Genomic DNA, 23119 nt, shown 5'->3' with positions numbered 1-23119 from the left:
GTTTTTTCAGGTTAGACTTCATTTGCAATTGATATTGACTTCCGGACAATATTGCCAAAAAATTAAATAAATACAATAAGTTACAGAACAGATGAAGATGGGACAATTTAATTTTTTTGACATATAAAAGTCATAAATCCTTCATATTTAACCTACATTTCGCTGTTTTATGCGGAAAGAGTATGTAAAAAAATTGTCACATTTCTGTCACTCCAAAGTAACGCTTTCTGACTAGACCAGAGACCGAAAAAGGTCGGTCTTTTTTTATCAGTCCGGATAACCTCGGTTATCCTTAACAGACAGGGAATATAAAATGAAATTTTCTTCTATCTTGAAAGCTGCTGTATTCGGTGCCGTGGCGACAACAATGGCTACTTCTGCAATGGCTGCGGAAACATTGACAGTATACACAGCTGTAGAAGCTGAAGACTTGAAAAAGTACAAAAAAGCTTTTGAAGCAGAAAACCCAGATATCAAAATCAAATGGGTTCGCGATTCCACAGGTATCGTAACTGCAAAATTGCTTGCTGAAAAAGAAAACCCAAAAGCTGACGTGGTTTGGGGTCTTGCAGCAACATCTTTGATGCTTTTGAAATCTGAAGGCATGCTAGAAGCTTATGCACCTGCTGGTGTTGACAAGCTAGACAAAGCATTTGTCGACGGTGACAATCCTCCTTCTTGGACAGGTATGGATGCATGGGTTGCGGCTGTTTGTGTGAACACAGTAGAACAAGCTAAACACGGCTTTGCAACACCAACAAGCTGGAAAGACTTAACAAAGCCTGAATATAAAGGTCATGTTGTAATGCCTAACCCGAACTCTTCTGGTACAGGCTTCCTTGACGTATCTTCTTGGTTGCAAATTTTCGGTGAAGAAGGTGGTTGGGAATTCATGGATGGTCTACATGAAAACATCGCATGGTACACTCATTCAGGCTCCAAACCTTGTAAACAAGCCGCTTCTGGTGAGACACCAATTGGCGTCAGCTTTGCTTTCCGTGGTGCTAAGTCCAAAGCTAAAGGCGCACCGATTGATATCGTTGTTCCATCCGAAGGCGTTGGCTGGGACATGGAAGCGACAGCAATCGTGAAAGGCACAAAGAAGTTAGAAGCAGCTCAAAAGCTTGTAGACTTCACAGTGACCAAACAAGCAAACGAAATGTATAACAAAGGTTATGCGGTAGTTGCTTATCCTGGCGTTGCGAAACCTGTTGAACACTTCCCAGCAAATCTAAGCGATGCTATGATCGACAACGATTTCGAATGGGCTGCGGTTAATCGCAAAGACATCTTGGCAGAGTGGCAAAAACGTTACGATTCCAAGTCTGAAGCAAAATAATCTTTTTGCAAATTCAGCGAATGCGAATAATCTAACGTAAGTTGGAAAAAGGCCCGAGGTATCTGTATGGATACCTCGGGTCATTCGTTACAAGGGTTCTATTAGTTATAATCATAGAAACCATTAGTTATAATAATATCATCGCGTCATTTATAATCTTGGCGTATGGATCAGCGGACGACTGGAAGCTGGGGAGAAAAACAAATGTCGGAAAAGACTTACTTAAAAATTGATAACGTTGTGAAGAATTTTGGTGATTTTACCGCTCTGAACGACGTATCCATGAGCGTGAATGAAGGTGAATTTGTCTGTTTCCTCGGCCCATCTGGTTGCGGTAAAACAACTTTATTACGTGCAGTTGCCGGATTGGACATTCAAACAACAGGCAGCATTAATCAAGCTGGTCTGGATATTTCTGCTTTACCACCTTCCGAGCGTGATTTTGGTATCGTATTCCAATCCTATGCACTTTTTCCGAATATGACTATTCGCAAAAATATTGCATATGGCCTTGAAAATCGCAAAATGCCGAAACCTGAAATCGAAAAGCGTGTAGATGAACTTCTAGATACGATAGGCCTTCCTGATCAAGGTAATAAATATCCGGCACAACTTTCCGGTGGCCAGCAACAACGCGTAGCACTTGCCCGTGCGATCGCAACAAACCCTGGCTTACTTTTACTTGATGAACCACTTTCCGCTCTGGATGCACGCGTACGTACTCACCTGCGCCACGAGATTAAGTCACTTCAACAAAAATTGGGCGTAACAACCATTATGGTAACCCATGACCAAGAAGAGGCTTTGACAATGGCGGACCGGATCGTCGTGATGAACCATGGGGTTATTGAACAAATCGGTACCCCGATGGAAATTTATCGCCACCCAACAACAGCTTTTGTTGCAGACTTCATTGGAACCATGAATTTCATGGAAGGAGAAGTAATTGGCGATCACAAAGTTAATGTTGGTGGTTGTGAACTTTCTGTAAAGGAAGATATAGATTTTAAAACTGGTGATAGAATTCATGTCGCGATTCGCCCAGAAGATATTGTGGCGATTGAAGATGGAAAACGCGATGATAATGGCATGCACGTTACTATTAAACATCTTGAATTCTTAGGCTCTTTCTTCCGTGCGGAACTGACTGGCGGCCCATTAGGTGGCAACGCAATCGAAGCTGATTTCTCCATCAACTTGTCCCGACGTATTGAGTTAGCTGTTGGGAATGAGATTGAAGTTCGCTTACCTAAGAAACATATTCGTCTGTTTCCGGTCGAGGGCTGAGCCATGACAGATATGACAGAAAATAAAGCTCAAATTGTAAAACCAAAAGTCAGTCGTGATGATTGGATCATGCGTATAGCAATGATCGCAATCGGTATCTTGCTGGTTGTTGGTATCATTTTGCCACTCTTCACAATGCTTTCGAAATCCTTCGAGAATGACGATGGCGCTTTTGTTGGTCTAGCCAACTATATCGAATTCTTCGCAACGCCTGCATTGTTTAATTCTATCTTCAACAGTTTATATATCGCAATCATTGCGTCAGTCGTTGTCTTATCCGTCTCTTTCATGTACGCATACGCATTAACGCGCACATGTATGCCGTTTAAGTGGTTCTTTAAACTCATTGCTTTAATTCCCCTTCTGACACCATCTCTGCTTTCCGGTATTTCATTGGTATATTGGTTTGGTAATCAAGGTGTCGCAAAAGACATGCTTATGGGCGAATCTATTTACGGCCCGATTGGCGTCGTGATTGGCTCAAGCTATTGGGTTTTCCCGCATGCGTTGATGATTATCATTACCGCCCTATCCATTGCTGATGCCCGCCTCTATGAGGCAGCAGATGCGTTACGTACAAGCAAGATCAAGACATTCTTTACTGTAACTCTACCGGGCGCGAAGTATGGTTTGATAAGTGCGGCATTTGTTGTCTTCACACTTGTCTTCACAGATTTCGGTGTCCCCAAAGTAATTGGCGGTAACTTTAACGTCTTGGCTACAGATATCTATAAACAGGTAATTGGTCAGCAGAACTTCCAGATGGGTGCTGTTGTATCCGTCGTTCTTCTAGCACCCGCAGTCCTAGCATTCGTTGTCGATCGTATTGTACAAAAGAAACAAGTCGCATTACTATCTGCGAAAGCTGTGGTTTTGATCCCGAAACCAGATGCAAAACGTGACTGGTTCTTCTTTGGTTTTTGCCTAGCGATCGCAGCGATCATCATTGGTATGATCGGTATGGCGCAATATGCTGCTCTTGTAACATTCTGGCCTTATAATCTAGAATTAAGCTTAGCCAACTATGATTTCGATCTCATGGACGGTGGCGGCTGGGAAGCTTTCTACAATTCTATTGAGATGTCTCTCTATTCCGCATTCTTTGGTACAATCATCATTTTCTTTGGTGCATATCTTGTACAAAAAGGACGTGGTTTTGAAATTGGACGTGGCATCTTTCAGATGATTGCCATTGTCCCACTTGCGGTACCAGGTATGGTATTGGGTCTTGCCTATATCTTCTTCTTCAATGCCCCATGGAATGGGCTTGGAGAGATGATTTACGGCACAATGGCGATCCTTGTATTAGTGACGATTACTCACTTTTACACTGTATGTCATTTGACCTCAGTGACTGCCTTACAACAAATGGATAACGAATTTGAATCCGTTTCAGCAAGTTTGAAGGCGCCATTCTATAAAACCTTCGGACGTGTGACTGTACCTGTATGTTCACCAGCAATTTTGGATGTGTCCATGTATCTGTTCCTGAATGCGATGACCACCGTATCCGCGGTTGTATTCTTGTATTCCTCAGACACGACACTCGCATCTGTTGCCGTTTTAAACATGGATGATGCGGGCGATATTGCTCCGGCTGCGGCTATGGCAATGATGATTGCCTACACCTGTATCTGTGCAAGAATCATTCATGCAATTTCTTCTTATCTAATGCAACGCCATTTCCAAGCGTGGCGCAGGAGGTAAGATAATTTTAAGTCTTACTCCTTGTAAGTTTGCCCCTGATTATCCGTAATCAGGGGCTTTTTTATTCTCTAAAATTCTTGAAAATCTAACTCAATCACTTCCAGATCTTTCACATGAGGCGACATAGGTTCCATCAAAATTTTAGTATCATGTCGAATGATTTGACCAACGATGATTGTAGAGACCCTATTGGGATCTTTTTCGGACGAGAATGGAATATAAAGTCGGCTATTATTTGATAAATGTCCATCTTCCCAACGAAGAAGATAATGCCAATATAACGGCCGCTTCAATTGCGCAACTTGTTGGTATTGAGAGTTTAAATAACCGGTAAATTTGCCGTCCGTTAATTCATCTAAGTATTTTCCGGAACTATCCGCCCCCCAGTTGCGCACCATGTCAGACCCCACCAGACGATAAAACACACGTGGTTCACCATCGCCCTCTTGGCGCATTTCTACCATGATAAGGGAGGAAAGTAATTTTGGTAGATCAACTGGATCAAAGAAAGATTTAGGAGGAAGAGAACTTCCCCCATCAGAAATAGAAAGCCAATAATTATACAATTGCATCAACTGATGATTTAAGACTCTCTCTATGGCAACATCGCATACCGCCATCTTTACCCTCGTAACTAGCTCCTTATTATTTATTAGCATTCACATATATACAAGAGTAAAAAAAAATGGGCTGCCTCTCCAAAGAGAACAGCCCAGTTATTTGAAACCTTGGCTTTCCTACAAAGCCAAGTCTCAGGATAACCTAATGGGTCGTTATTGAATTACACCCAAGGCAGAGAGTAGGATTTCACATTGGTGAAACTTTTCATTGCCTCCAAAACACCTTCTTTATACCCAAGACCAGAATCTTTAATGCCGCCAAATGGAGACATCTCAATACGGTAACCAGGAACTTCCCAAACGTTCACAGTGCCAACTTTCAGCTCTTTAATAAAACGTTGGATTGTTGGCCAATCATCAGTGCAGACACCCGATGACAAGCCAAAGGCAGTAGAATTGGAAACACGGATTACATCGTCGATATCTTTACAACGAATGATTGGCGCAACCGGACCGAATGTTTCCTCACGTACCAAATCACAGTCATAAGGAACATGATCCACCACAGTTGGGGAATACAAAGCCCCATGACGTTCATTTCCAAGAAGCAACTTGGCCCCTTTTGAAACAGCATCATTCACACGATTTTCAAACAGAATTGCAGAATCTTCGGTGATCACAGTTCCCATATCAACGGACGCATCAAATGGATCGCCATATTTTATCGCTTTGGTTTTTTCAGCCACCAATGCCGCAAATTCATCTGCAACTTCTTCTACAACCAAGATACGTTTCACCGCTGTACAGCGTTGACCAGAGTTTTTGAAACTACCTGCAACAGCCAGCTCAGCCGCTTTATCCAAGTCCGCATCCGCACAAACGATCAACGGGTCATTACCACCAAGTTCAAGGACCTTACGCTTATAACCTGCATGTTCGGCGATATATTTACCAATTGGCACACCACCGGTGAATGTCACCAATTCGGCATGTTCATTGGTCAACATTTCATCCGCGATATCTGCAGGATCTCCTGTCACCACAGAGAACATTTCAGGCGGCAAACCAGCATCATAAAGAACATCAGCCAATAACATCGCAGTTAATGGTGTCTTTTCTGTTGGCTTTAACACCATGCAGTTATTTGTTGCGATAGATGGTGCAACCTTATGTGCAACCTGATTTAACGGGTGGTTAAACGGGGTAATCGCACTGATTGCAGAAAGAGGTTCACGCGTTGTGAAAATCTTACGTTGTTTGCCATGCGGTGTGATGTCACAGGAATAAACTTCACTATCGTCCATAATGCATAAGCGCGCAGATAAGCTAAATACATCATAGGCACGACCAACTTCATAAAGACTATCTTTTTTACAAAGACCTGATTCCGCAGTAATCACGTCTGAAATCAATTCTTTACGTTCCACAAGAATATCTGCTGTCTTTTGCAAAATCTCATAACGATCGTGCCGGGTTAGTTTAGATTCAAAATTCGCAGCCTTTTCAAAAGCGTCACGAACATGTTCCACTTTCCCTTTTGGGACAGTTCCGACCAACTGATTGTCATATGGATGTAAAACATCAATACGTTCATCCGTTAGTATCTTCTTGCCAGCGATGCGCATGGCTTCATGTCTTACCTCAAAATTTGCAGGCATAATTTCTCTCCTTCCCGAGATTTAGGAAGCGTGGTTCAACGCCACATCAAATACATCAAAGTTACGAAGACGACGATCTGCTGTGATGCCTTCAACTGCTTTGTTACAAAGCAAAGGTACTTGCTGCTCAGAAATACCACCATGAGAACGAAGAGGTTCCTTCAACGCACTCAAATCATGACGATCAGCCGATGTACCTAATACTTTATTTGTATCGGAAACGAGAATAACGTCACCTGTGCGGTCTTCTGGTAATTCAAACTTTGCACAGCCTTCTTCACGATTTAGCGCAACCATCATGCCGTCCATCGCAGCTAGTTTCGCGATAATTTCTTCACGACCTTCTTCTGGAAGATATGCTGTGGCGAAAGAACCAAGTGCACCATGATGAACTACATATGGATCGGTAATTGGAAGGATCACACGGCTTTGACCTTTGCCCAACCACTCATCCAAAACATCTTGCAAGAAGATAACATCAGGCTCACCTTCGCCTGTATGTTTCGGCTTCATACCATGGTCGGCGGTCATGCCGATAACAAAGCCACGCTCATCCAACTGAGCCATGTATTTGTCCAACATTGCGTAAAATTCATTGGCAACAGGTGTACCTGGCGCATGTTTATGCTGGATGTAATCCGTTGTGGAAAGATACATTAAATCCGGCTTGAATTCGTCAGCAAGCTTGACACCTGCAGCAAAAATGAATTCAGACAATTCCGCAGAATATACAGAAGGCACTTCACGCCCTAACCACTCAGAAGCGTTTTCAATACCATGCTCCGCCATATTTGTTTCATTTGATTTCTCAGATGAGAAGGAAATCGCTGTCCCTTTGGAGAAATCTAACTCATGACCCAACATACGACGCAATTTATCTTTCGCTGTCACAACAGCAATCTTTGCACCTTCATCCTGGAAGGCTTTAAAGATTGTTGGCACACGCAAGAAACGTGGCTCATTCATCATAACTTCAGTATCGTTTTCCATATCATAGAAATAGTTACCGCAAATGCCATGAACTTTTGGTGGCTGGCCTGTCACGATAGACATATTATTTGGGTTTGTGAAACTTGGGATTACGCAATCCGCACGAAGGTCTGCGCCTTTTGCCAAAGCTTCTTTCATATAAGGCATCACCCCCATTTCAATTGCTTTTTCAATGTAAGCTGGCTCAGAACCATCGATACATACAACGCAAACCGGACGGGACGGCCATTTATAATCACGACCATTTACAGATACAGAAGCTGGTTTCTCAGACATAGTTTTATCCTTTAATTCAAATCCATTAGTTTATTTAATCAAGCTTGCAGCTTGCGTTGTTCAAGAGCTTCCGCAGGTGGGGAACAATCGTCCACCCCCATAGAAACGCAGGCTTTTTTCATGGCAGCCAGAACACCATTCATATCTTCTTCGAAAAGTTGGCCAATATTGCCAACGCGGAAGCTATCAACCACGGTTAATTTACCCGGATAGATGATGTAACCTTCCTTTTTGATTTCTGCATAGAAAGTTGCGAAATCGAAATTTTTGTGAGCTGGACAAAAGAAAGTTGTAATGATTGGCGATAACCAACGGTCTTCCAATAATGTTTCAAAGCCCAATTCGCGCATACCTTTAACCAAAACCTGACGGTTATTTAGGTAACGGCCATGACGACCTTCCACATTGCCTTCTTCTTCATGTTGGTAAAGCGCTTCTAGAAATGCCACAACCGTATGGGTCGGTGGGGTGAAACGCCATTGACCTGTCTTATTCATATGCGCCCATTGATCATGGACATCCAAGGCCAAAGAATGACTATTTCCTTTTGCCGCTTCCAGCGCTGATTTCTTTGCCACAATAAATCCAAAACCCGGCACACCTTCGATACATTTATTGGCAGAAGATACCATAGCCTCAAAAGGGATATCCTTAACGGATAATGGCACAGCACCAAATGCAGACATTGAATCGACCAGAAGCTTGCGACCTTTAGCCACAACAACATCAGAAATTTCTTTTAATGGATTCAAAATGCCGGAACTGGTTTCACAATGAACCAGAACCACATGGCTAATTGCCGGATCACTATCCAGAATATCCGCGACTTCATTTGGCATTGGCGGCAAGTAATCACCTTTGTCCAATTCCACATAATCACGATCAAGATAATCCATTGTTTTCTTGGAACGTTGACCATATGCGCCATTCATCAACAATAGTGTTTTACTTCCATTTTTTGGGATAAAGGAAGATAACATTGCCTCAACTGAGAAAGACCCACTGCCTTGCATCAAAGCACAATCGTAATCTTCACCACCGTCACACATATCAACCAAACGGATACGGATTTCCTTGGAGATAGCTTTGAAGTCATCATCCCAAGACCCCCAATCCCGAAGCATGGATTCTTTTGTACGCATGGAAGTTGTCAAAGGGCCGGGTGTTAACAATGCAGGTTCTGTACCTGCAGATGCTAAATCAGCAAATGGACCGTTCTCACGTGGTGTTTGTTTCGTCATCTGTTTTTCCCAAATCAGGCATGTAACTTCTGAAAATTATCTTCTGGACATTATTTCGCATATCGCTAATAATAATTCAAATCGTTAATTCATATCAAATTAATAAGTTTTACTTATGCAAAAGTAGGTATGTTTATAGCAGAATTATGTGACACAAATATGTAAGAGATAACGCCATGTATTATGCCCAGTTTCGTGCCTTTCATGCAGTTGCCACTTATGGGGGCTTTTCCAAAGCTGCCAATGAGTTAGGCCTTACACAACCTGCGATTTCTGATCAGGTTCGTAAATTAGAAGAACGATTTGGTATCTTACTTTTTAATCGTCATAAACGCCTGGTAACACCAACCGAATTAGGCCAAGCCTTGTTTGAAATCACAAAACGCCAGTTTGAATATGAAAAACAGGCAATTGAGTTACTGTCTGAAAGCCAAAAGCTGCGTGTGGGTCATTTGAACATTACCGCGGACTCACCTCTACATATCATACAGACTGTTGGGGATTTTCGCAGAAAACATCCCGGCGTTTCTGTCTCTCTTAAAGTTGCTAACTCACAAAACGCACTTTATCAGATTTTTGATTTTACGGCCGACGTAGCCGTCTTGGCGGAACCTCCGGGTGATGATCGCCTTGAATTCATTCCCTTACGCAGTGACCCATTGGTTGCCTTTGTTGAAAACAGCCATCCACTTGCCCAATATGATAGCATTACCTTGGAACATCTACGTGAAGAAGCACTTGTATTCCGTGAAGGCGGTTCACGTACCATTCAAACCATCAAACAGGAATTTGCAGATAAAGGAATCACACCAAAAGTTGTGATGGATGTGGATGGATTAGAGGCCTTAAAAGATGCAGTTGCCGCAGGTATCGGTGTCGGTTTTGTGACCCAACCGGAATTTGGCTATGACCGTCGCCTTAAAGCAATCCCTATTGAAGATTGCACACGGCTCCTTACAGAATCAGTTGTTTGCATGAAAGACCGTGCACATCTGGGTGCGATCAAAGCCTTCATGCAAGCTACACGAGATTATATCAAAAACAAAAGTGACGCTTAAATCAAAACAATCTGAATATCTGCTACATTCGTACCTGTGCCGCCTGTCATAATTAAATCTTCTGAAGCCTTAAGCGCTTCATAAGCATTATTATTTTCAAGCTCAGCTACTGGATTTCTGGTTTTCTTCATCATACGCATAAAACTGTCTTTGTCTATGAGGCCACCAGCCGCATCGGTTGGGCCATCCCGCCCATCTGTACCACCACTTAAGCAAACCCATTCATGTGGAAGTCTTTTTTCCATGGCGTATAACATAAAGGCCAATGTAAATTCCTGGTTGCGCCCCCCTTTGCCATCCCCGACAAGGCTCACGGTTGTTTCCCCACCTGTCACAAAAGCACTAACCTGATCCGTACTCGGGATATCTGCGACAGCTGAGACCAGTGCAACAGCTTCTTCCCTTGCATTTCCTTCCAAAGGATAGAGCGTTTCAAGCAGTTCTACCCCAGCCTCTGAGAGATAGTTCTTTGCAGCTTCAACGCTAACCGCATTTGAACCAATCAAATGATTTTGAGTTAGGGATAGACGCGGATCATCGGGTTTCAATGTTTCTTCAGCCGCGGCCCCTAAAACATCACGGACTGATTGAGGCACTTTGTCCCAAATTTTAAACTGTCTTAAAATACTTTCTGCATCCTGAAATGTGGTTTCATCTGCCACTGTGGGTCCGCTAGCAATTGCACTTAAATCATCACCAATTACATCCGATAAAACAAACGATGTTATCCTTGCAGGTGCAGCCAACTTTACAACACCACCGCCTTTTATATTTGAGAGATGTTTGCGGACAGTATTCACAGAAACGATGTCAGCGCCGCTCGCCAGTAAAAGATCGGTCGTAGCAATTTTATCTGCTAACGAAATACCGCCTAAAGGTGCTGGCAACATAGCGGAAGCACCACCACTGACGCAAAATAAGATATGATCTTCATCAGACGCATTAGAAATAATTTCGATCAGCTTCTGTGTTGCCATTAGTCCTTGCTCATCTGGCAAAGGATGACTAGCAACCAGAACTTCTGCGCCATCAATATTCATTTGATTTTCGCGGTTGGTAATCACCAAACCTTTTTGCCTCAACCTCTCAGATGGGATGACAGATAAAAGCCCCTGCATCAATGGAATAGCAGCCTTACCAACAGCTATAGGAATAATTGAAGATACATTTGCGCCCTCTTCTTCCAGCCATTTTGACAGATGCGTCTCTATAGCCGTTTTTGGATCTGCTGCTTTAATTGCTGCGAGAAAAGCATTCAACGCCAGCGCCCGTTTTTCATTGAGTGTTAACATCGGCGTTTCTCTCTTTCATAATTAAGTATCGTTCAATCCGCGATCACATCTTGTCGCTGTCGACCTAAACCTTCGACACCTAACTCAAGCACATCCCCCACCTTCAAAAACATAGGAGGTTTCATCCCCATCCCAACCCCGGGTGGCGTGCCTGTCGCAATCACATCACCCGGATGCAATGTCATAAACTGACTTAAATATGAAACCACATACGTGACGCCATATACCATTTTATTAGTGTTGCCTCGCTGGGTCGCAATGCCATTTAAATCCAACCACAAATCTTTGTTTTGTGGATCACCAATTTCATCAACAGTCACCAGCCATGGCCCCATAGGACAGAAATGATCAGCTGACTTACCTTTATCCCAAGTGCCCTGTCTTTCTATTTGAAAGGCGCGTTCAGACACATCGTTAATCACGCAATAGCCAGCAACAGCATCCAGCGCATCTTTCTCTTCAATATATTTGCCGCCTTTGCCAATAATGACACCAAGCTCAACTTCCCAATCAGTTTTTTCAGATCCTCGTGGAATAATAACCGGATCATTGGGCCCACAAATAGACGACGTAGCCTTCATAAACATGATAGGTTCAGACGGCACATCCATCCCCGCCTCTTCCGCGTGATCGGAATAATTCAACCCTATACCTATAACTTTCCCAACACCCGATACAGGCGCTCCAATCCGTGGCTCGCCTGAGACCACAGGTAAATTGGCAATATTTACATTATTCAACACAGAAAAATCTGATAACAGTTTGGTATCGATGTCATCTACCACTCTGGACAAATCACGAATATTGCCATCAACATCAAGAAGGCCAGGCTTTTCCTGCCCTGCATCACCATAACGTAATAGTTTCATCTTTATCTCCCTGTAAAAGGTTTATTTTTATAAGATTCATTAGCGTCTTTATAAAACTGTTTGGTCAGTTTGGCTTATGAAAATTTATACAAGGAGTATCTCAATCAATGTCAAAATACCAACACGACACGGACTTAGCTATTTTTAGCTTTATTGCATTGCAATAATTCACAACTCTTTTTACTTGACGTTTACGTTAACGTAAAGCACTCTATTTATTAAATTAGCAATCACATCAATGTAAATATTGGCGTATACTCTCGCCATAACAAAAGCTACTCAGATGAGGAAGAACCATGGCTGAAGCAAATGATCCAATCGTAATTGTAGGCGCGAAGCGTACCCCAATGGGCGGTATGCAAGGCGACTTCTCGGATGTTACTGCATCTCAACTTGGTGGAGCAGCGATCAAAGCCGCGTTGGAAGAAAGCGATGTTGATCCAAAGCTTGTAGACGAATTACATATGGGTTGTGTATTACCCGCTGGCCAAGGACAAGCACCTGCGCGTCAAGCAGGTTTTGCTGCAGGCCTTACAGATATGACACCTGCGAATACTCTAAATAAGATGTGCGGGTCTGGCATGCGCACTGTGATGATGGCCTTTGACCAGCTTAAAGCAGATAATGGTGAAATCGTTGTTGCTGGCGGCATGGAAAGCATGACAAATGCTCCTTATTTACTACCTAAGATGCGCAGTGGTGCGCGCCTTGGACATGGTGAAGTGATTGATCATATGTTCCTTGATGGCCTGGAAGACGCTTATGAAAAAGGCCGCCTGATGGGCACATTTGCCGAAGATTGCGCAGATAAATATCAATTCACCCGTGAACAACAAGACGAATATGCCTTAAAGTCCTTAAGTAATGCGTTAGCCGCGCAGGACGGTGACAAATTTAAAAATGAAATTACATCTGTCACGGTTAAAACCCGCAAAGGCGAAACAATCGTGGATAAAGATGAACAACCGGGTAATGCACGTCCGGAAAAAATTCCACATCTCAAACCTGCCTTCCGCAAAGATGGCACGGTGACACCTGCAAATGCATCTTCCATTTCTGATGGTGCGGCCGCGCTAGTTCTCATGCGGGAATCTGTCGCTAAAAAACATGGTTATAAAATTCGCGCAAAAATCATGGGACATGGATCACATGCACAAGAGCCAGGCTGGTTTTCTACTGCGCCAGTTCCTGCGACAAAAAAACTTCTGGAAAAGTTAGATTGGTCCGTTGAAGATGTGGACCTATGGGAAGTGAATGAGGCCTTTGCAGTTGTGCCGATGGCCTTTATGAATGAATTAGGCGTTTCCCGAGATCAATTAAATATCCATGGTGGTGCCTGTGCATTAGGTCATCCAATCGGGGCATCCGGCGCACGTATTCTCGTTACATTACTTAACGCTTTAGAGGTAGAAGATAAAAAGCGTGGTGTTGCTGCCGTTTGTATTGGCGGTGGTGAAGGTACAGCTGTTGCGATTGAACGCGTATAGTCACTGATTGAAGCCAAAGGAGGCACATAATGCTGACAGAAGAACAACAACTCATTCAGGACATGGCACGTAACTTTGCAAATGATATCTTAAAACCAAAAGCCGTTGAACGCGAAGAAAATCATGAAATTGAAGAATCTGTCCGCAGACAACTGGCAGAACTTGGCTTCCTTGGTATGACAATTGATCCAGAATGGGATGGCGCAGGTGCTGATTATGTTTCATATGCACTTGCCTTAATGGAAGTCGCTGCTGGGGATGGTGCGGTTTCCACAATGCTATCCGTTCATAATGCACCTTTCCTTGCGATCCTTGATAAATTTGCAAGTGATGCGCAAAAAGAAAAATGGATGAAACCTGCCGCGCGTGGAGAGTTCATTGGTTGTTTTGCCTTAACAGAGGCACATGCCGGATCAGATGCCTCCGCACTTCGCACGCGTGCAGTTAAAACGGATGGTGGCTACATTATTAATGGATCAAAGCAATTCATTTCTTCGGCCCGTATTGGTGGAGCAACGATCCTATTTGCCGTGACTGATCCAGAAGCAGGCAAAAAAGGATTAAGTGCCTTTTATGCCCGCAATGATATAAAAGGGTTCAATATTGCAGGTGTTGAAGAAAAAATGGGCCAGATGGCGTCTGACACATGCGCCCTGCAGTTTGATGATATGTTTTTGCCTGATGAAAATCTTATAGGTAAAGAAGGCCAAGGATATGGTATCGCTTTAAGCAGCCTAGAAACAGGACGCATTGGCATTGCCTCTCAATCTGTTGGCATGGCTCAAGCAGCCTTTGATTATGCGCTTGCCTATTCTAAAGAACGTACAAGTTTTGGAAAACCTATCTTTGAACATCAAGCCGTCCAATTTCGTCTTGCTGATGCTGATACAAAGCTTGAAGCTGCGCGTCAGTTAATTTTACATGCCGCACGGATGAAAGATGCTGGTATTCCCTGTTTACGAGAGGCCGCTATGGCAAAACTTTTCGCTTCTGAAATTGCCGAAGAAGTATGCTCAGCAGCCATTCAAACATTAGGTGGATATGGATATTTACGTGAATATCCGGTTGAAAAAATCTATCGCGATGTCCGAATTTGCCAAATTTATGAGGGTACATCCGATATTCAAAAAATTATTATTGCCCGTCAAATGGCATGAAACTTACCTTTTCCTGCGAGTCTTAGATAAGGCTCTAACTCTGTTCACTATTGAACAAGTTGTTGGGTATCGATCATTATGATTGATACCCATTTTTTTTGGATCACTTCTTTCAAAATAATCAAAAAGTCAGTATCATCCCTACAATTAATAAGGGTAATAACAGTTTTTAGAGTTGAGACAACTGAAGTGAGACTTTTTGCCATAAGAATCCACAATCTGGTCAGTATATTATCTTTCTTGTACTTTTCTTATACTTTTATGAGTTTGGCATGCGCTAAAAGTGATCCAGAAATTGTGTATATAGATAATTCATATGCCCCATATATGTATGGAGAAGTTGATTATCCTTTGGGTCTTTATAAAGATTTGATTCAGGCCAGCTTTAATAGAATGGAGAGTAATATAAAGATTAAGGCGGTCCCTTGGAAACGTGCAATTAAGGAGGTTCAAAAAGGGAGAGCAGGGATTGCTGGATTATACAAAACAAAAAGTAGATTAAAAAAACATGACTTTTCCATTCCTATACATTCGGAAAAGCTCTTTATTTATACAACAATAAAAAACACTTTCACCTTTAATACTATGGAAGACTTAAGGGGTAAAAATGTTGGTCTCAATCTGGGCTGGAGTTACGGAGATAAAATTGAGTTCGCGCGCAAAACCAGATTATTTAGGATATTCGAAGTTCGTGATAATAAACATGGACTGTTGATGTTGTCCCGCGGAAGAGTAGAGGCTGTTTTTATAGATCGACTATCAGCGACTATGATTCTATCAACATCCATTTTCAATGATCAGATCATATCTCTACCAACCCCTGTGACCGTTAACCCTGCCTTTCTTGCTTTTTCCAAGTCATCAAAAATGCGTGGATTTCTTGATCAGTTCAACAAGACATTCATTGAATTAAAATTGGAAGGGAAAATTGATGACATTATCAATAGTTACCTAAATCAATCTCCCTCCAACTAAAATCAATGATAGTTACATTCCAAATTTATACTCTTTACGATTTTGATATTTATCGCGAACCGGGTTCCATGCTTCTGCTGTGGCTGCGAGATAAGTCATACTATATTTAATACGTGCCAATAACTCAGCATCCAGATCAGTTGGTTCGTCTTCAATGAATAAATTTGTAACATTCCGCAAAATGATATGATCTGGTAACCATGTGATCATATTATTCTTTGATCCTGAAACGCGTAAATCCGAGACAGGATAAGCGCCCCCCATACCTGAACTTACCGAAACGATCTGTGCTGGCTTATGGGCCAACTCACCGACCTCACACATCAATAAAAAATTTTTAAGATGTGGTGGTGCCATGCCAGCCCATTCAGGTGTCACGATCACAAAACCATCTGATGCTTTTAATTTATCCGAAATTGGCTTCCAATGTTTTGTGATTTCACTATCAGATTTCCACTTCCCCTCATCCCAAAGCGGTATCTTTTCATCCTTCAAAAATACGACATCCGCCTCCACATCCATATCCAGTTCATTAATGATGTTTTGAACAATCTTTGCTATACGATCAGATTGCGACGTTTCGCGAATACTTCCAGAAACAACTGTAATCTTCATTTATCCACCCCTAGTTTGTTTGGTTCAAATTTTATTAACCCTATACTACGACAAGACCCAAATTTTAAAATTCTGCCTATTACTTTTTCTCAAAATAATATTACTTCGTCGCGAGATTAATTTAACTTGGCGCAAATTGAAATATGCTTCAGACAAAAATTGGTAATGTGTGCCCATCTTGAGAGATCAAGATTTACATTTTGGTGCCCCATTCGGTTTTCTGATCAAAAACTGGGTGGAGATAATTGGGAAACTGGTGAAAGTAATTGAATCCAGTGCTGCCCCCGCAACGGTAATAAGGTGTAGTTTGAACAATATACCACTGGGTCTAGCCGCCCGGGAAGGTTGTTCAAATATGAGGCGTAACACTTCACTCTTTAAGCCCGGAAACCAGCCTAGATGTAACAGTCCACAGAATTGCGGCGGGCGATTTGGCTGAGATATAGGTACCGATGAAAATGCTAGGCAGCAGCATTTTCGGTCCCTGTTCCCACCATGAATAAAGCCAATCCGTAATTCATAACGACCTTTTTTGAGGAGCAGGGTTATTATGAATACGACACCTAATATGTTGTCTTTGTTAAATACACGGAAGCCGAATCATTCTTTGGAGCGACCGTTCTACACCGACCCGGAAATTTTTGCGGCGGATTTAGAAAACATTCATTATCGCGAATGGTTATTCGCCATTCCAAGTTGTGAAATCCCAAAAACCGGCAACTTTGTCACCTATAAAGTTGGTGAATATAGTGTGGTAATTGTCAGAGGTGCAGATCAACAGATCCGCGCATTCCATAATACATGTCGTCATAGAGGCTCCGTAATTTGCAAAGTTGCAAAAGGCACTGCCCCTAAACTTGTATGCCCGTATCACCAATGGACATATGAACTGGACGGATCTTTGCTTTGGGCACGTGACATGGGACCTGAATTTGATCCATCTCAGCACGGCTTGAAAACCGTCCATTGTCGTACAGTTGCAGGCTTAGTTTATATCTGCCTTGCCGATAATGCTCCAGATTTTGAAGAGTTTAAAACCGCCGCAGAACCTTATCTGCAATCACATGATCTGGAAAATGCCAAAGTCGCTTTTGAAAGCACAATTATCGAAAACGGTAACTGGAAACTTGTTTGGGAAAATAATCGCGAATGCTATCATTGTGGCGGTAACCATCCGGCATTGTGTCGCACCTATTCCGATGACCCTTCAATTACTGGCGTCGAAGGTGATGAAGCACCTGAACATTTACAGGCCCATTTTGACCGATGTGAAGCTGTTGGATTAACGTCTAAATTCCACATCAACCAAGATGGACAATATCGCCTAGCACGTATGCCATTAAAAGATGGCGCACAAAGCTATACTATGGACACAAAACCAGCCGTGACAAAACCTTTGGGACGCATTCCTCTTCCAGATGCGGGCGCATTGGTTAAATTCCATTATCCAACAACTTGGAACCATTTCCTTCCTGATCACTCTATCGTCTTCCGTGTAACCCCGGTAAGTCCGACAGAAACAGAAGTCACAACAAAATGGCTTGTTAACAAAGATGCCGTTGAAGGTGTGGATTACGATATCAAACGCTTGACTGAGGTTTGGGAAGCAACAAATGACGAAGACCGTCGCGTTGTTGAAGATAACCAACAAGGTATTAATAGCCCAATTTACGAACCAGGACCATATTCACCGACCCAAGAAAGCGGTGTTATCCAATTCGTAGACTGGTATTGCAAAAAACTTAAAAAAGGATTGTCGCCAATCACATTGGCTGCGGAGTAATTCAAATGAACATGGCGAACAAATCGTTCTGGAAAGATAGCGAAATACTTGAATGCGTTTCTGTCGTACCAGAAGTTCCAAATACTGCTACTTTTAGTTTTCGCTCACCAAGTGGCGCGTATTTTGACTATAAACCAGGCCAATTTGTAACATTGGAAATCCCCGCACCGGATCAACCGGGCGGGGTCGTTCATCGAACTTATACCATCTCCTCCTCACCTTCCCGTCCGGGACTGCTTGCAGTCACAGTGAAGGCTCAGGAAGGTAGTATTGGGACTCGCTGGATGCTTGATAACCTGAAACCGGGCATGCGTATGAAAGCTATGGGGCCTGCCGGTGTTTTCACAAACGCGGATAGCAAGGCATCAAAGTATCTTTTTATCTCGGCAGGTTCTGGCATCACACCAATGATGTCGATGACCACCTATATGTGGGATGAAGGTCATGACCTAGATATCGTCTTTATCAACTGCGCCAAAAGACCTTCTGAAATTATCTTCAAACAAGGTTTAGAAAGAATGGCAAGCCGCACACCGGGCCTTGACCTAAAATTCGTTGTTGAAGAACCAGACCTTTATAGCCCTTGGACTGGCTATGAAGGCCAATTCAACCAGCTTATGCTTGGCCTTATGGCGCAGGATTATCTTGATCGCGAAGTTTATTGTTGCGGTCCAGAACCATTCATGCAGGCGGTTCGTGAAGCTTTAACTGGACTTGGATTTAACATGGATAATTACTTCCAAGAGAGCTTTGGCGCACCTGTTAAAACTGAAGCAGAACAACCTGACTTAGATGACGTTATCCCAGATGATGAAAGCAAGGCAGAGATCCACTTCACCTCATCAGATGTCACGATCAAAGTACCGGAAACAGAAACCGTTCTTGCAGCAGCAAGATCATCCGGTCTGAATATCCCTTCAGGATGTACCTTTGGCGTTTGCGGAACCTGTAAGGTTAAGAAAACCAAAGGCGAAGTTCATATGGTTCATAATGGTGGTATTTCCGAAGAAGATGTCGAAGACGGATTTATTCTAGCCTGCTGTTCACACCCAATTGGACAAGTAGAGATTGAATGTTAGTTTCAAAAAAGGCCTGAGTTTATCTCAGGCCTTTTCTTCAGATATTTAGTTTACAGTATAAGATTAATAAATGCTTGATCAAAGCGGTCACTATGGCAGCTCGAAATATCCCAAAACAACAATATGAGCTGCACTATATCTAACAATCTCTTTTTGCTAAGAATGCATTACAAAGTTCAACCAGTCTTTCCCTACCAAAGCTTGGCTCATGACCACCATGCACAACGGATACAGGTAATTCTCTTAATCTTTTCATGGTTTCAATATAGGTAGGCACGTCTTCTTCTATCAACGGACCATCATAAATTGCGTCCCCGGAAAACAATATTCCGGTAGATGCTTCCCAAAGGCCAATGCTGCCAACGGAATGCCCAGGAAGGTGAAGGACTTCAAATTGTCGATCACCCAAATCAACGACATCTCCCTCAACCACAATTCTTGTAGGTTCTGCAGGCTTCACATGATAATGTTCCATGCAATATCCATCATGCGGTAATTTACATAACATCTCTGGCCATTGCGGCTCGCATCCCGTGCCCGCCAAAGCATCTCGCCAGTAATCAGTGTCTAGGGTCGTTTCTTCAGGATATGTCAGTAAATCTGCTTCAGCCTTATGGACTGTGCGTTTTTCAAATTCATAATGACTACCTACATGATCCAGATGTGTATGGGTGGCAACAGCCTCGACAGGCTTATCAATCAAATGGCGTGTTGCATCATAAAGACTGGCAATACCAAGACCTGTATCAACCAGCATGTCTTGATCTCGTCCACGAATATGCCAGATGTTACATTGCAATAAAGGATCTACATATGGCTCCCACAGTAAAGTGATATCTTCATCAATTCTTTTCGTATCAAACCATTTATCGGCAATTTCGACAGGCATCGGTACCTCATGAGTATCTATTCATATGCTTAAATATTATGTGAAACATTCTCTTGATGACAAAGTTTAGTGATATTGGCTATCTTTTGCCAAGTTACTTTTAATAAAGGATCAGGAATTCCATGCTAGCAGATGCGCCAGAATATATCTTCGACCCCAAAAGCAAACCAACCCTTCCTTTAGTTCAGGTCCCATTAATAGAGGCAACTGAGGAATCTGTGAAAGGATATGGTTGCCTTGTCGATGACCCCAACAACTTTGAAATTGAGATTACGACCTGGCCAGCGCAAGGATGGCGCAAAATAGATGCAGGCACCGGTAATGAAGCCGGACATGTTGAAGGCATCTTTCACGGTAATTGGGAAGGCGATATCCTAAAAGGGAAAAACGAAGCCGTTGCAGGAGATTACATCTTGGGCTTCAGTCGTAACCCAAAAGATTCGTCATTTACAAAGCAAACATGCCCACGGGATCAGGTTCTTCTTTGGCACATGAATTATCATCCGGATGGAGGGCAATTGTTTTATCCATTGGATAACAAACCATTTGTCATTCCTGCTGCCCTACCCGGCGATGACTTGAAACCGGAAAAGGTTGTAGCATTTTGGTGTGATGGCTCAAAAGGTCTCTATATTCATGCAGATATTTGGCATGAAGGTATTTTTCCAGTTACAGACAACCAACGTTTCTTGGATCGGCAAGGTAAAGTACATGCCCGAGTGAGCTGTGACATTGGCGAGGAATTTGGTGTTTATCTGTCTGTCCCACTTTCTTTGGATAAACCGAAAAGTTAAACAAACAAAAAAGCCGGGGTCTTATCGAAGAACCCGGCTTTTTCAAATCTTTGATCTTTACATCAACAACTATACAAGTTGGATGTCAGATGCAGATTCACGATCACGGTGTACTGTTAGCTCATAGCTGACTTTTTGACCATCATCCAATTGTTGAAGACCTGCTTTTTGCAGAGAAGAAATGTGAACAAAAACATCTTTGCCACCATCATCCGGTGCAATAAAGCCATATCCTTTTGTTGTGTTAAACCATTTAACTGTACCAGTCGCCATGAGACTATTCCTTAAAACTTCATAATATTTTTCTCTGCCCAAAATCGGGAGAGCCTTGTAAGCACGCATCATTCACTATTTGAAGGTCAGAAATATTACAATCAGCGGAAAAACTTAATTCACATAGAAAAAAGTTCACCATGTTCGTAGAGAATGCCTGTTATTCGACTAAAATCGAATGGCTTCAAAAACAAATAAAACAACACTTGGGCAAGAAAGTAGGACGTTTGGCTTTTAAATTCAAGTGGTTTAACAGTGCAAACCTACAGCATCCCTAAAAAAAGACAAAAAAAATTGCCGGTAGCGCAGGCCACCGGCAAAGTTGAACAGGGAGGCTTCACGTCTGGGAGACGTATAGAGACGCGCTCTGCCGGACTTGCCGGGGCGCCATCTCAAATCGTTGTTGCGCATTGCAACAACTGAAGCGCCCTCTATGTATGTCCGAACAGCTCCAAAGACCAGAGCCAAAACAACAATGCTGCCATGCAATAATCGCATAGCTCACGAACAAGTTAACCATTTGGTCAACAACCCCTTATTTTTCTTGAAAAATAAAAAAAGCCAGAGCCGTTTTCAACTCTGACTTTCAATATATTTACTTCAAAAAAATTTATTTTGAAGACTCAATTTCGATATCTTCCAACCATTTCATCGAATTTTTCTAGGCTTGCGCATATCTCGCACGTGCCCCACGTTCAATTCCAGCGGCAATCAGGCGATCTATTTCCAGTATATGACGAATCATCTGCAATAGGTTTAACTCTTCCTCAGCAGCTTCCAAATCTGCCGCAGCAACTTCCACAGCCAAGGCATAGGCAGTTTCGCGAAGATGTACAGGTAAACTTTCGCGAACCAGTTCCAACGCTTTTTCAAAACCATCTTCATCTAAAAGAAGTTCGGCAACCGCACCAGCGTCTTTTGCAATATTACTTTGCTCATAGCCTTCAAATATCGGCAAATAAGAAATCACTTCTTTAATTTTTAACATCTCTGTTTCTGACATCTCGCTATCAGCTGCAGACATAAGAACCATTGTATAAATCAGGGATTGGTGTTTTGTGAGCATGGGAAAACCTTTAAATTGAACTTTTCTACATATGATCATCTCAAAACTAATTTCAAGCAAGTTTTCATTTAACTAATGCATCAATCAAAAAATTAGAATATACTAATATTGAAATTCAGTAAGCATAAATGGGGGACACTTATAATGAATCAGCACGTGAATTCTGAACCTGAAATCTTTGTAAATGCTATCATCAGTTTACATAAAAAAGGCGCAAAACCAAAATCCATTCAAAATAAAATAAGTAAATCATTCCCCAACATACCGAATACCCTTCAATTCATTGAACAAGTTATTCAAGCACATGAAGAGGGAATAGATTTATTTGCACCACAAAACTTCTGGCAACGGCACCCTTTGCTCAAAGAACTAGGATTATTTTTAGTCGCATTTATCGTAGTATATGTAATTTCCATGCTCCTTTCCTTTTTACTTGGTATCATTTCAATGATGTTTGAAGCGATAAACTTAGACTTTTTAGGAGCGTTATTAGTTAAATTTGGTGGAGGCATAGGTGGGATAGCCGTTGGCTTTATCGGAACCTTAATCGCAAAAGAATATCAATCACTGGGCGCGATTGTAGGTTGTTGGATCGGCGCTGTAGCTTATTACATAACAATCCTTACGATTTATTACCCAGGATAAATCCTTATAATCAACTTAGGGATAAAGAAGAAGATCACAAACTATATGCGATTTTTTCCTCAATCCCCATATCGACAAA

General features: G+C 42.4%; 21 protein-coding genes and 1 riboswitch. Of the genes, 11 read left to right on the top strand and 10 right to left on the bottom strand.

What is annotated here, in order from left to right; translation table 11 throughout:
* Positions 1 to 313: 313 nt before the first annotated feature.
* The 3 genes from E1160_RS13320 (at position 314) to E1160_RS13310 (ending at position 4333) form a co-directional block, all read left to right on the top strand.
* The gene (locus tag E1160_RS13320; RefSeq protein ID WP_155155979.1) at positions 314 to 1339 is read left to right on the top strand and encodes a putative 2-aminoethylphosphonate ABC transporter substrate-binding protein; all 1026 of its coding nucleotides are present in this window, start codon (positions 314 to 316) and stop codon (positions 1337 to 1339) included.
* 204 nt (positions 1340 to 1543) lie between these two features.
* On the top strand, positions 1544 to 2626 hold the full coding sequence (locus E1160_RS13315) for a putative 2-aminoethylphosphonate ABC transporter ATP-binding protein (RefSeq protein ID WP_218048893.1): 1083 nt from the start codon (positions 1544 to 1546) through the stop codon (positions 2624 to 2626).
* 3 nt (positions 2627 to 2629) lie between these two features.
* A complete protein-coding gene (locus tag E1160_RS13310) occupies positions 2630 to 4333 on the top strand; it encodes a putative 2-aminoethylphosphonate ABC transporter permease subunit (protein ID WP_155155975.1) in 1704 nt (567 codons plus the stop codon).
* Between the two features lie 68 nt (positions 4334 to 4401).
* Here E1160_RS13310 and E1160_RS13305 read toward each other — a convergent pair whose 3' ends face one another.
* The 4 genes from E1160_RS13305 to E1160_RS13290 all read right to left on the bottom strand — a co-directional run bounded on the left by E1160_RS13305 (position 4402) and on the right by E1160_RS13290 (position 9058).
* Positions 4402 to 4953 (bottom strand): PAS domain-containing protein, encoded by a 552-nt coding sequence (locus E1160_RS13305; protein WP_218048892.1) that lies wholly within the window; start codon positions 4951 to 4953, stop codon positions 4402 to 4404.
* 161 nt (positions 4954 to 5114) lie between these two features.
* On the bottom strand, positions 5115 to 6551 hold the full coding sequence (gene phnY, locus E1160_RS13300; RefSeq protein ID WP_155155971.1) for a phosphonoacetaldehyde dehydrogenase: 1437 nt from the start codon (positions 6549 to 6551) through the stop codon (positions 5115 to 5117).
* Between the two features lie 21 nt (positions 6552 to 6572).
* Positions 6573 to 7817: a phosphonoacetate hydrolase gene (gene phnA / locus E1160_RS13295; RefSeq protein ID WP_155155969.1), complete on the bottom strand. Its 1245-nt coding sequence runs from the start codon at positions 7815 to 7817 to the stop codon at positions 6573 to 6575.
* 38 nt (positions 7818 to 7855) lie between these two features.
* Positions 7856 to 9058, bottom strand: a complete 1203-nt coding sequence (locus E1160_RS13290) for a 2-aminoethylphosphonate--pyruvate transaminase (protein ID WP_155155967.1) — start codon at positions 9056 to 9058, stop codon at positions 7856 to 7858.
* A 176-nt stretch (positions 9059 to 9234) separates the two neighbouring features.
* Between E1160_RS13290 and E1160_RS13285 the strand changes: the two genes are divergently transcribed.
* Positions 9235 to 10116: a LysR substrate-binding domain-containing protein gene (locus tag E1160_RS13285; RefSeq protein ID WP_155155965.1), complete on the top strand. Its 882-nt coding sequence runs from the start codon at positions 9235 to 9237 to the stop codon at positions 10114 to 10116.
* Here E1160_RS13285 and E1160_RS13280 read toward each other — a convergent pair.
* Entirely contained in the window at positions 10113 to 11408 is a 1296-nt protein-coding gene (locus E1160_RS13280) for a glycerate kinase type-2 family protein (protein ID WP_155155963.1), read from the bottom strand. The genes E1160_RS13285 and E1160_RS13280 overlap by 4 nt on opposite strands.
* Positions 11409 to 11440: 32 nt before the next feature.
* Positions 11441 to 12277, bottom strand: coding sequence for a fumarylacetoacetate hydrolase family protein (locus tag E1160_RS13275; protein WP_155155961.1), 837 nt, complete (start codon positions 12275 to 12277; stop codon positions 11441 to 11443).
* Positions 12278 to 12573: 296 nt separating this feature from the next.
* Here E1160_RS13275 and E1160_RS13270 point away from each other — a divergent pair, with 296 nt between their 5' ends.
* The 3 genes from E1160_RS13270 to E1160_RS13260 all read left to right on the top strand — a co-directional run bounded on the left by E1160_RS13270 (position 12574) and on the right by E1160_RS13260 (position 15896).
* Positions 12574 to 13764 carry an acetyl-CoA C-acyltransferase gene (locus E1160_RS13270; RefSeq protein WP_155155959.1) on the top strand — a complete coding sequence of 397 codons (1191 nt, stop codon included), beginning with the start codon at positions 12574 to 12576 and terminating at the stop codon, positions 13762 to 13764.
* Between the two features lie 29 nt (positions 13765 to 13793).
* Positions 13794 to 14921 carry an acyl-CoA dehydrogenase family protein gene (locus E1160_RS13265; protein ID WP_155155957.1) on the top strand — a complete coding sequence of 376 codons (1128 nt, stop codon included), beginning with the start codon at positions 13794 to 13796 and terminating at the stop codon, positions 14919 to 14921.
* 78 nt (positions 14922 to 14999) lie between these two features.
* Positions 15000 to 15896 (top strand): substrate-binding periplasmic protein, encoded by an 897-nt coding sequence (locus tag E1160_RS13260; RefSeq protein ID WP_155155955.1) that lies wholly within the window; start codon positions 15000 to 15002, stop codon positions 15894 to 15896.
* 12 nt (positions 15897 to 15908) lie between these two features.
* On the opposite strand, the gene E1160_RS13255 is transcribed toward E1160_RS13260, so the two are convergent.
* The gene (locus tag E1160_RS13255) at positions 15909 to 16511 is read right to left on the bottom strand and encodes an NADPH-dependent FMN reductase (RefSeq protein ID WP_155155953.1); all 603 of its coding nucleotides are present in this window, start codon (positions 16509 to 16511) and stop codon (positions 15909 to 15911) included.
* Between the two features lie 184 nt (positions 16512 to 16695).
* A riboswitch (cobalamin riboswitch) is annotated at positions 16696 to 16924 on the top strand.
* A 137-nt stretch (positions 16925 to 17061) separates the two neighbouring features.
* On the opposite strand from E1160_RS13255, the gene E1160_RS13250 reads away from it, so the two are divergent.
* A complete protein-coding gene (locus tag E1160_RS13250; protein ID WP_155155951.1) occupies positions 17062 to 18294 on the top strand; it encodes an aromatic ring-hydroxylating oxygenase subunit alpha in 1233 nt (410 codons plus the stop codon).
* Between the two features lie 5 nt (positions 18295 to 18299).
* A complete protein-coding gene (locus E1160_RS13245; protein WP_155155949.1) occupies positions 18300 to 19373 on the top strand; it encodes a hybrid-cluster NAD(P)-dependent oxidoreductase in 1074 nt (357 codons plus the stop codon).
* A gap of 139 nt (positions 19374 to 19512) precedes the next feature.
* Here the strand turns inward: E1160_RS13245 and E1160_RS13240 are convergent, their stop codons facing one another.
* Positions 19513 to 20262, bottom strand: coding sequence for an MBL fold metallo-hydrolase (locus E1160_RS13240; protein ID WP_155155947.1), 750 nt, complete (start codon positions 20260 to 20262; stop codon positions 19513 to 19515).
* Positions 20263 to 20384: 122 nt separating this feature from the next.
* On the opposite strand from E1160_RS13240, the gene E1160_RS13235 reads away from it, so the two are divergent.
* Positions 20385 to 21056 carry an ureidoglycolate lyase gene (locus E1160_RS13235; RefSeq protein WP_155155945.1) on the top strand — a complete coding sequence of 224 codons (672 nt, stop codon included), beginning with the start codon at positions 20385 to 20387 and terminating at the stop codon, positions 21054 to 21056.
* 69 nt (positions 21057 to 21125) lie between these two features.
* Here the strand turns inward: E1160_RS13235 and E1160_RS13230 are convergent, their stop codons facing one another.
* Positions 21126 to 21329: a cold-shock protein gene (locus tag E1160_RS13230; protein ID WP_155155943.1), complete on the bottom strand. Its 204-nt coding sequence runs from the start codon at positions 21327 to 21329 to the stop codon at positions 21126 to 21128.
* A gap of 661 nt (positions 21330 to 21990) precedes the next feature.
* Positions 21991 to 22395, bottom strand: coding sequence for a tellurite resistance TerB family protein (locus tag E1160_RS13225; RefSeq protein WP_155155941.1), 405 nt, complete (start codon positions 22393 to 22395; stop codon positions 21991 to 21993).
* Positions 22396 to 22539: 144 nt separating this feature from the next.
* Between E1160_RS13225 and E1160_RS13220 the strand changes: the two genes are divergently transcribed.
* The gene (locus E1160_RS13220) at positions 22540 to 23040 is read left to right on the top strand and encodes a hypothetical protein (protein ID WP_155155939.1); all 501 of its coding nucleotides are present in this window, start codon (positions 22540 to 22542) and stop codon (positions 23038 to 23040) included.
* The last annotated feature ends 79 nt before the right edge of the window (positions 23041 to 23119 follow it).

Origin of the sequence: Curvivirga aplysinae (assembly GCF_009711445.1) — a bacterium.
GTDB classification, from domain to species: domain Bacteria; phylum Pseudomonadota; class Alphaproteobacteria; order UBA8366; family Aestuariispiraceae; genus Curvivirga; species Curvivirga aplysinae.
This window is presented reverse-complemented; position numbering and strand designations above follow the sequence as displayed.

Bases quoted from the DNA above. Each gene is read 5' to 3' on its own strand.
- E1160_RS13320 (WP_155155979.1), top strand. From the start codon at position 314: ATGAAATTTTCTTCTATCTTGAAAGCTGCTGTATTCGGTGCCGTGGCG.
- E1160_RS13315 (WP_218048893.1), top strand. From the start codon at position 1,544: ATGTCGGAAAAGACTTACTTAAAAATTGATAACGTTGTGAAGAATTTT.
- E1160_RS13310 (WP_155155975.1), top strand. From the start codon at position 2,630: ATGACAGATATGACAGAAAATAAAGCTCAAATTGTAAAACCAAAAGTC.
- E1160_RS13305 (WP_218048892.1), bottom strand. From the start codon at position 4,953: ATGGCGGTATGCGATGTTGCCATAGAGAGAGTCTTAAATCATCAGTTG.
- phnY (WP_155155971.1), bottom strand. From the start codon at position 6,551: ATGCCTGCAAATTTTGAGGTAAGACATGAAGCCATGCGCATCGCTGGC.
- phnA (WP_155155969.1), bottom strand. From the start codon at position 7,817: ATGTCTGAGAAACCAGCTTCTGTATCTGTAAATGGTCGTGATTATAAA.
- E1160_RS13290 (WP_155155967.1), bottom strand. From the start codon at position 9,058: ATGACGAAACAAACACCACGTGAGAACGGTCCATTTGCTGATTTAGCA.
- E1160_RS13285 (WP_155155965.1), top strand. From the start codon at position 9,235: ATGTATTATGCCCAGTTTCGTGCCTTTCATGCAGTTGCCACTTATGGG.
- E1160_RS13280 (WP_155155963.1), bottom strand. From the start codon at position 11,408: ATGTTAACACTCAATGAAAAACGGGCGCTGGCGTTGAATGCTTTTCTC.
- E1160_RS13275 (WP_155155961.1), bottom strand. From the start codon at position 12,277: ATGAAACTATTACGTTATGGTGATGCAGGGCAGGAAAAGCCTGGCCTT.
- E1160_RS13270 (WP_155155959.1), top strand. From the start codon at position 12,574: ATGGCTGAAGCAAATGATCCAATCGTAATTGTAGGCGCGAAGCGTACC.
- E1160_RS13265 (WP_155155957.1), top strand. From the start codon at position 13,794: ATGCTGACAGAAGAACAACAACTCATTCAGGACATGGCACGTAACTTT.
- E1160_RS13260 (WP_155155955.1), top strand. From the start codon at position 15,000: ATGATTGATACCCATTTTTTTTGGATCACTTCTTTCAAAATAATCAAA.
- E1160_RS13255 (WP_155155953.1), bottom strand. From the start codon at position 16,511: ATGAAGATTACAGTTGTTTCTGGAAGTATTCGCGAAACGTCGCAATCT.
- E1160_RS13250 (WP_155155951.1), top strand. From the start codon at position 17,062: ATGAATACGACACCTAATATGTTGTCTTTGTTAAATACACGGAAGCCG.
- E1160_RS13245 (WP_155155949.1), top strand. From the start codon at position 18,300: ATGAACATGGCGAACAAATCGTTCTGGAAAGATAGCGAAATACTTGAA.
- E1160_RS13240 (WP_155155947.1), bottom strand. From the start codon at position 20,262: ATGCCTGTCGAAATTGCCGATAAATGGTTTGATACGAAAAGAATTGAT.
- E1160_RS13235 (WP_155155945.1), top strand. From the start codon at position 20,385: ATGCTAGCAGATGCGCCAGAATATATCTTCGACCCCAAAAGCAAACCA.
- E1160_RS13230 (WP_155155943.1), bottom strand. From the start codon at position 21,329: ATGGCGACTGGTACAGTTAAATGGTTTAACACAACAAAAGGATATGGC.
- E1160_RS13225 (WP_155155941.1), bottom strand. From the start codon at position 22,395: ATGCTCACAAAACACCAATCCCTGATTTATACAATGGTTCTTATGTCT.
- E1160_RS13220 (WP_155155939.1), top strand. From the start codon at position 22,540: ATGAATCAGCACGTGAATTCTGAACCTGAAATCTTTGTAAATGCTATC.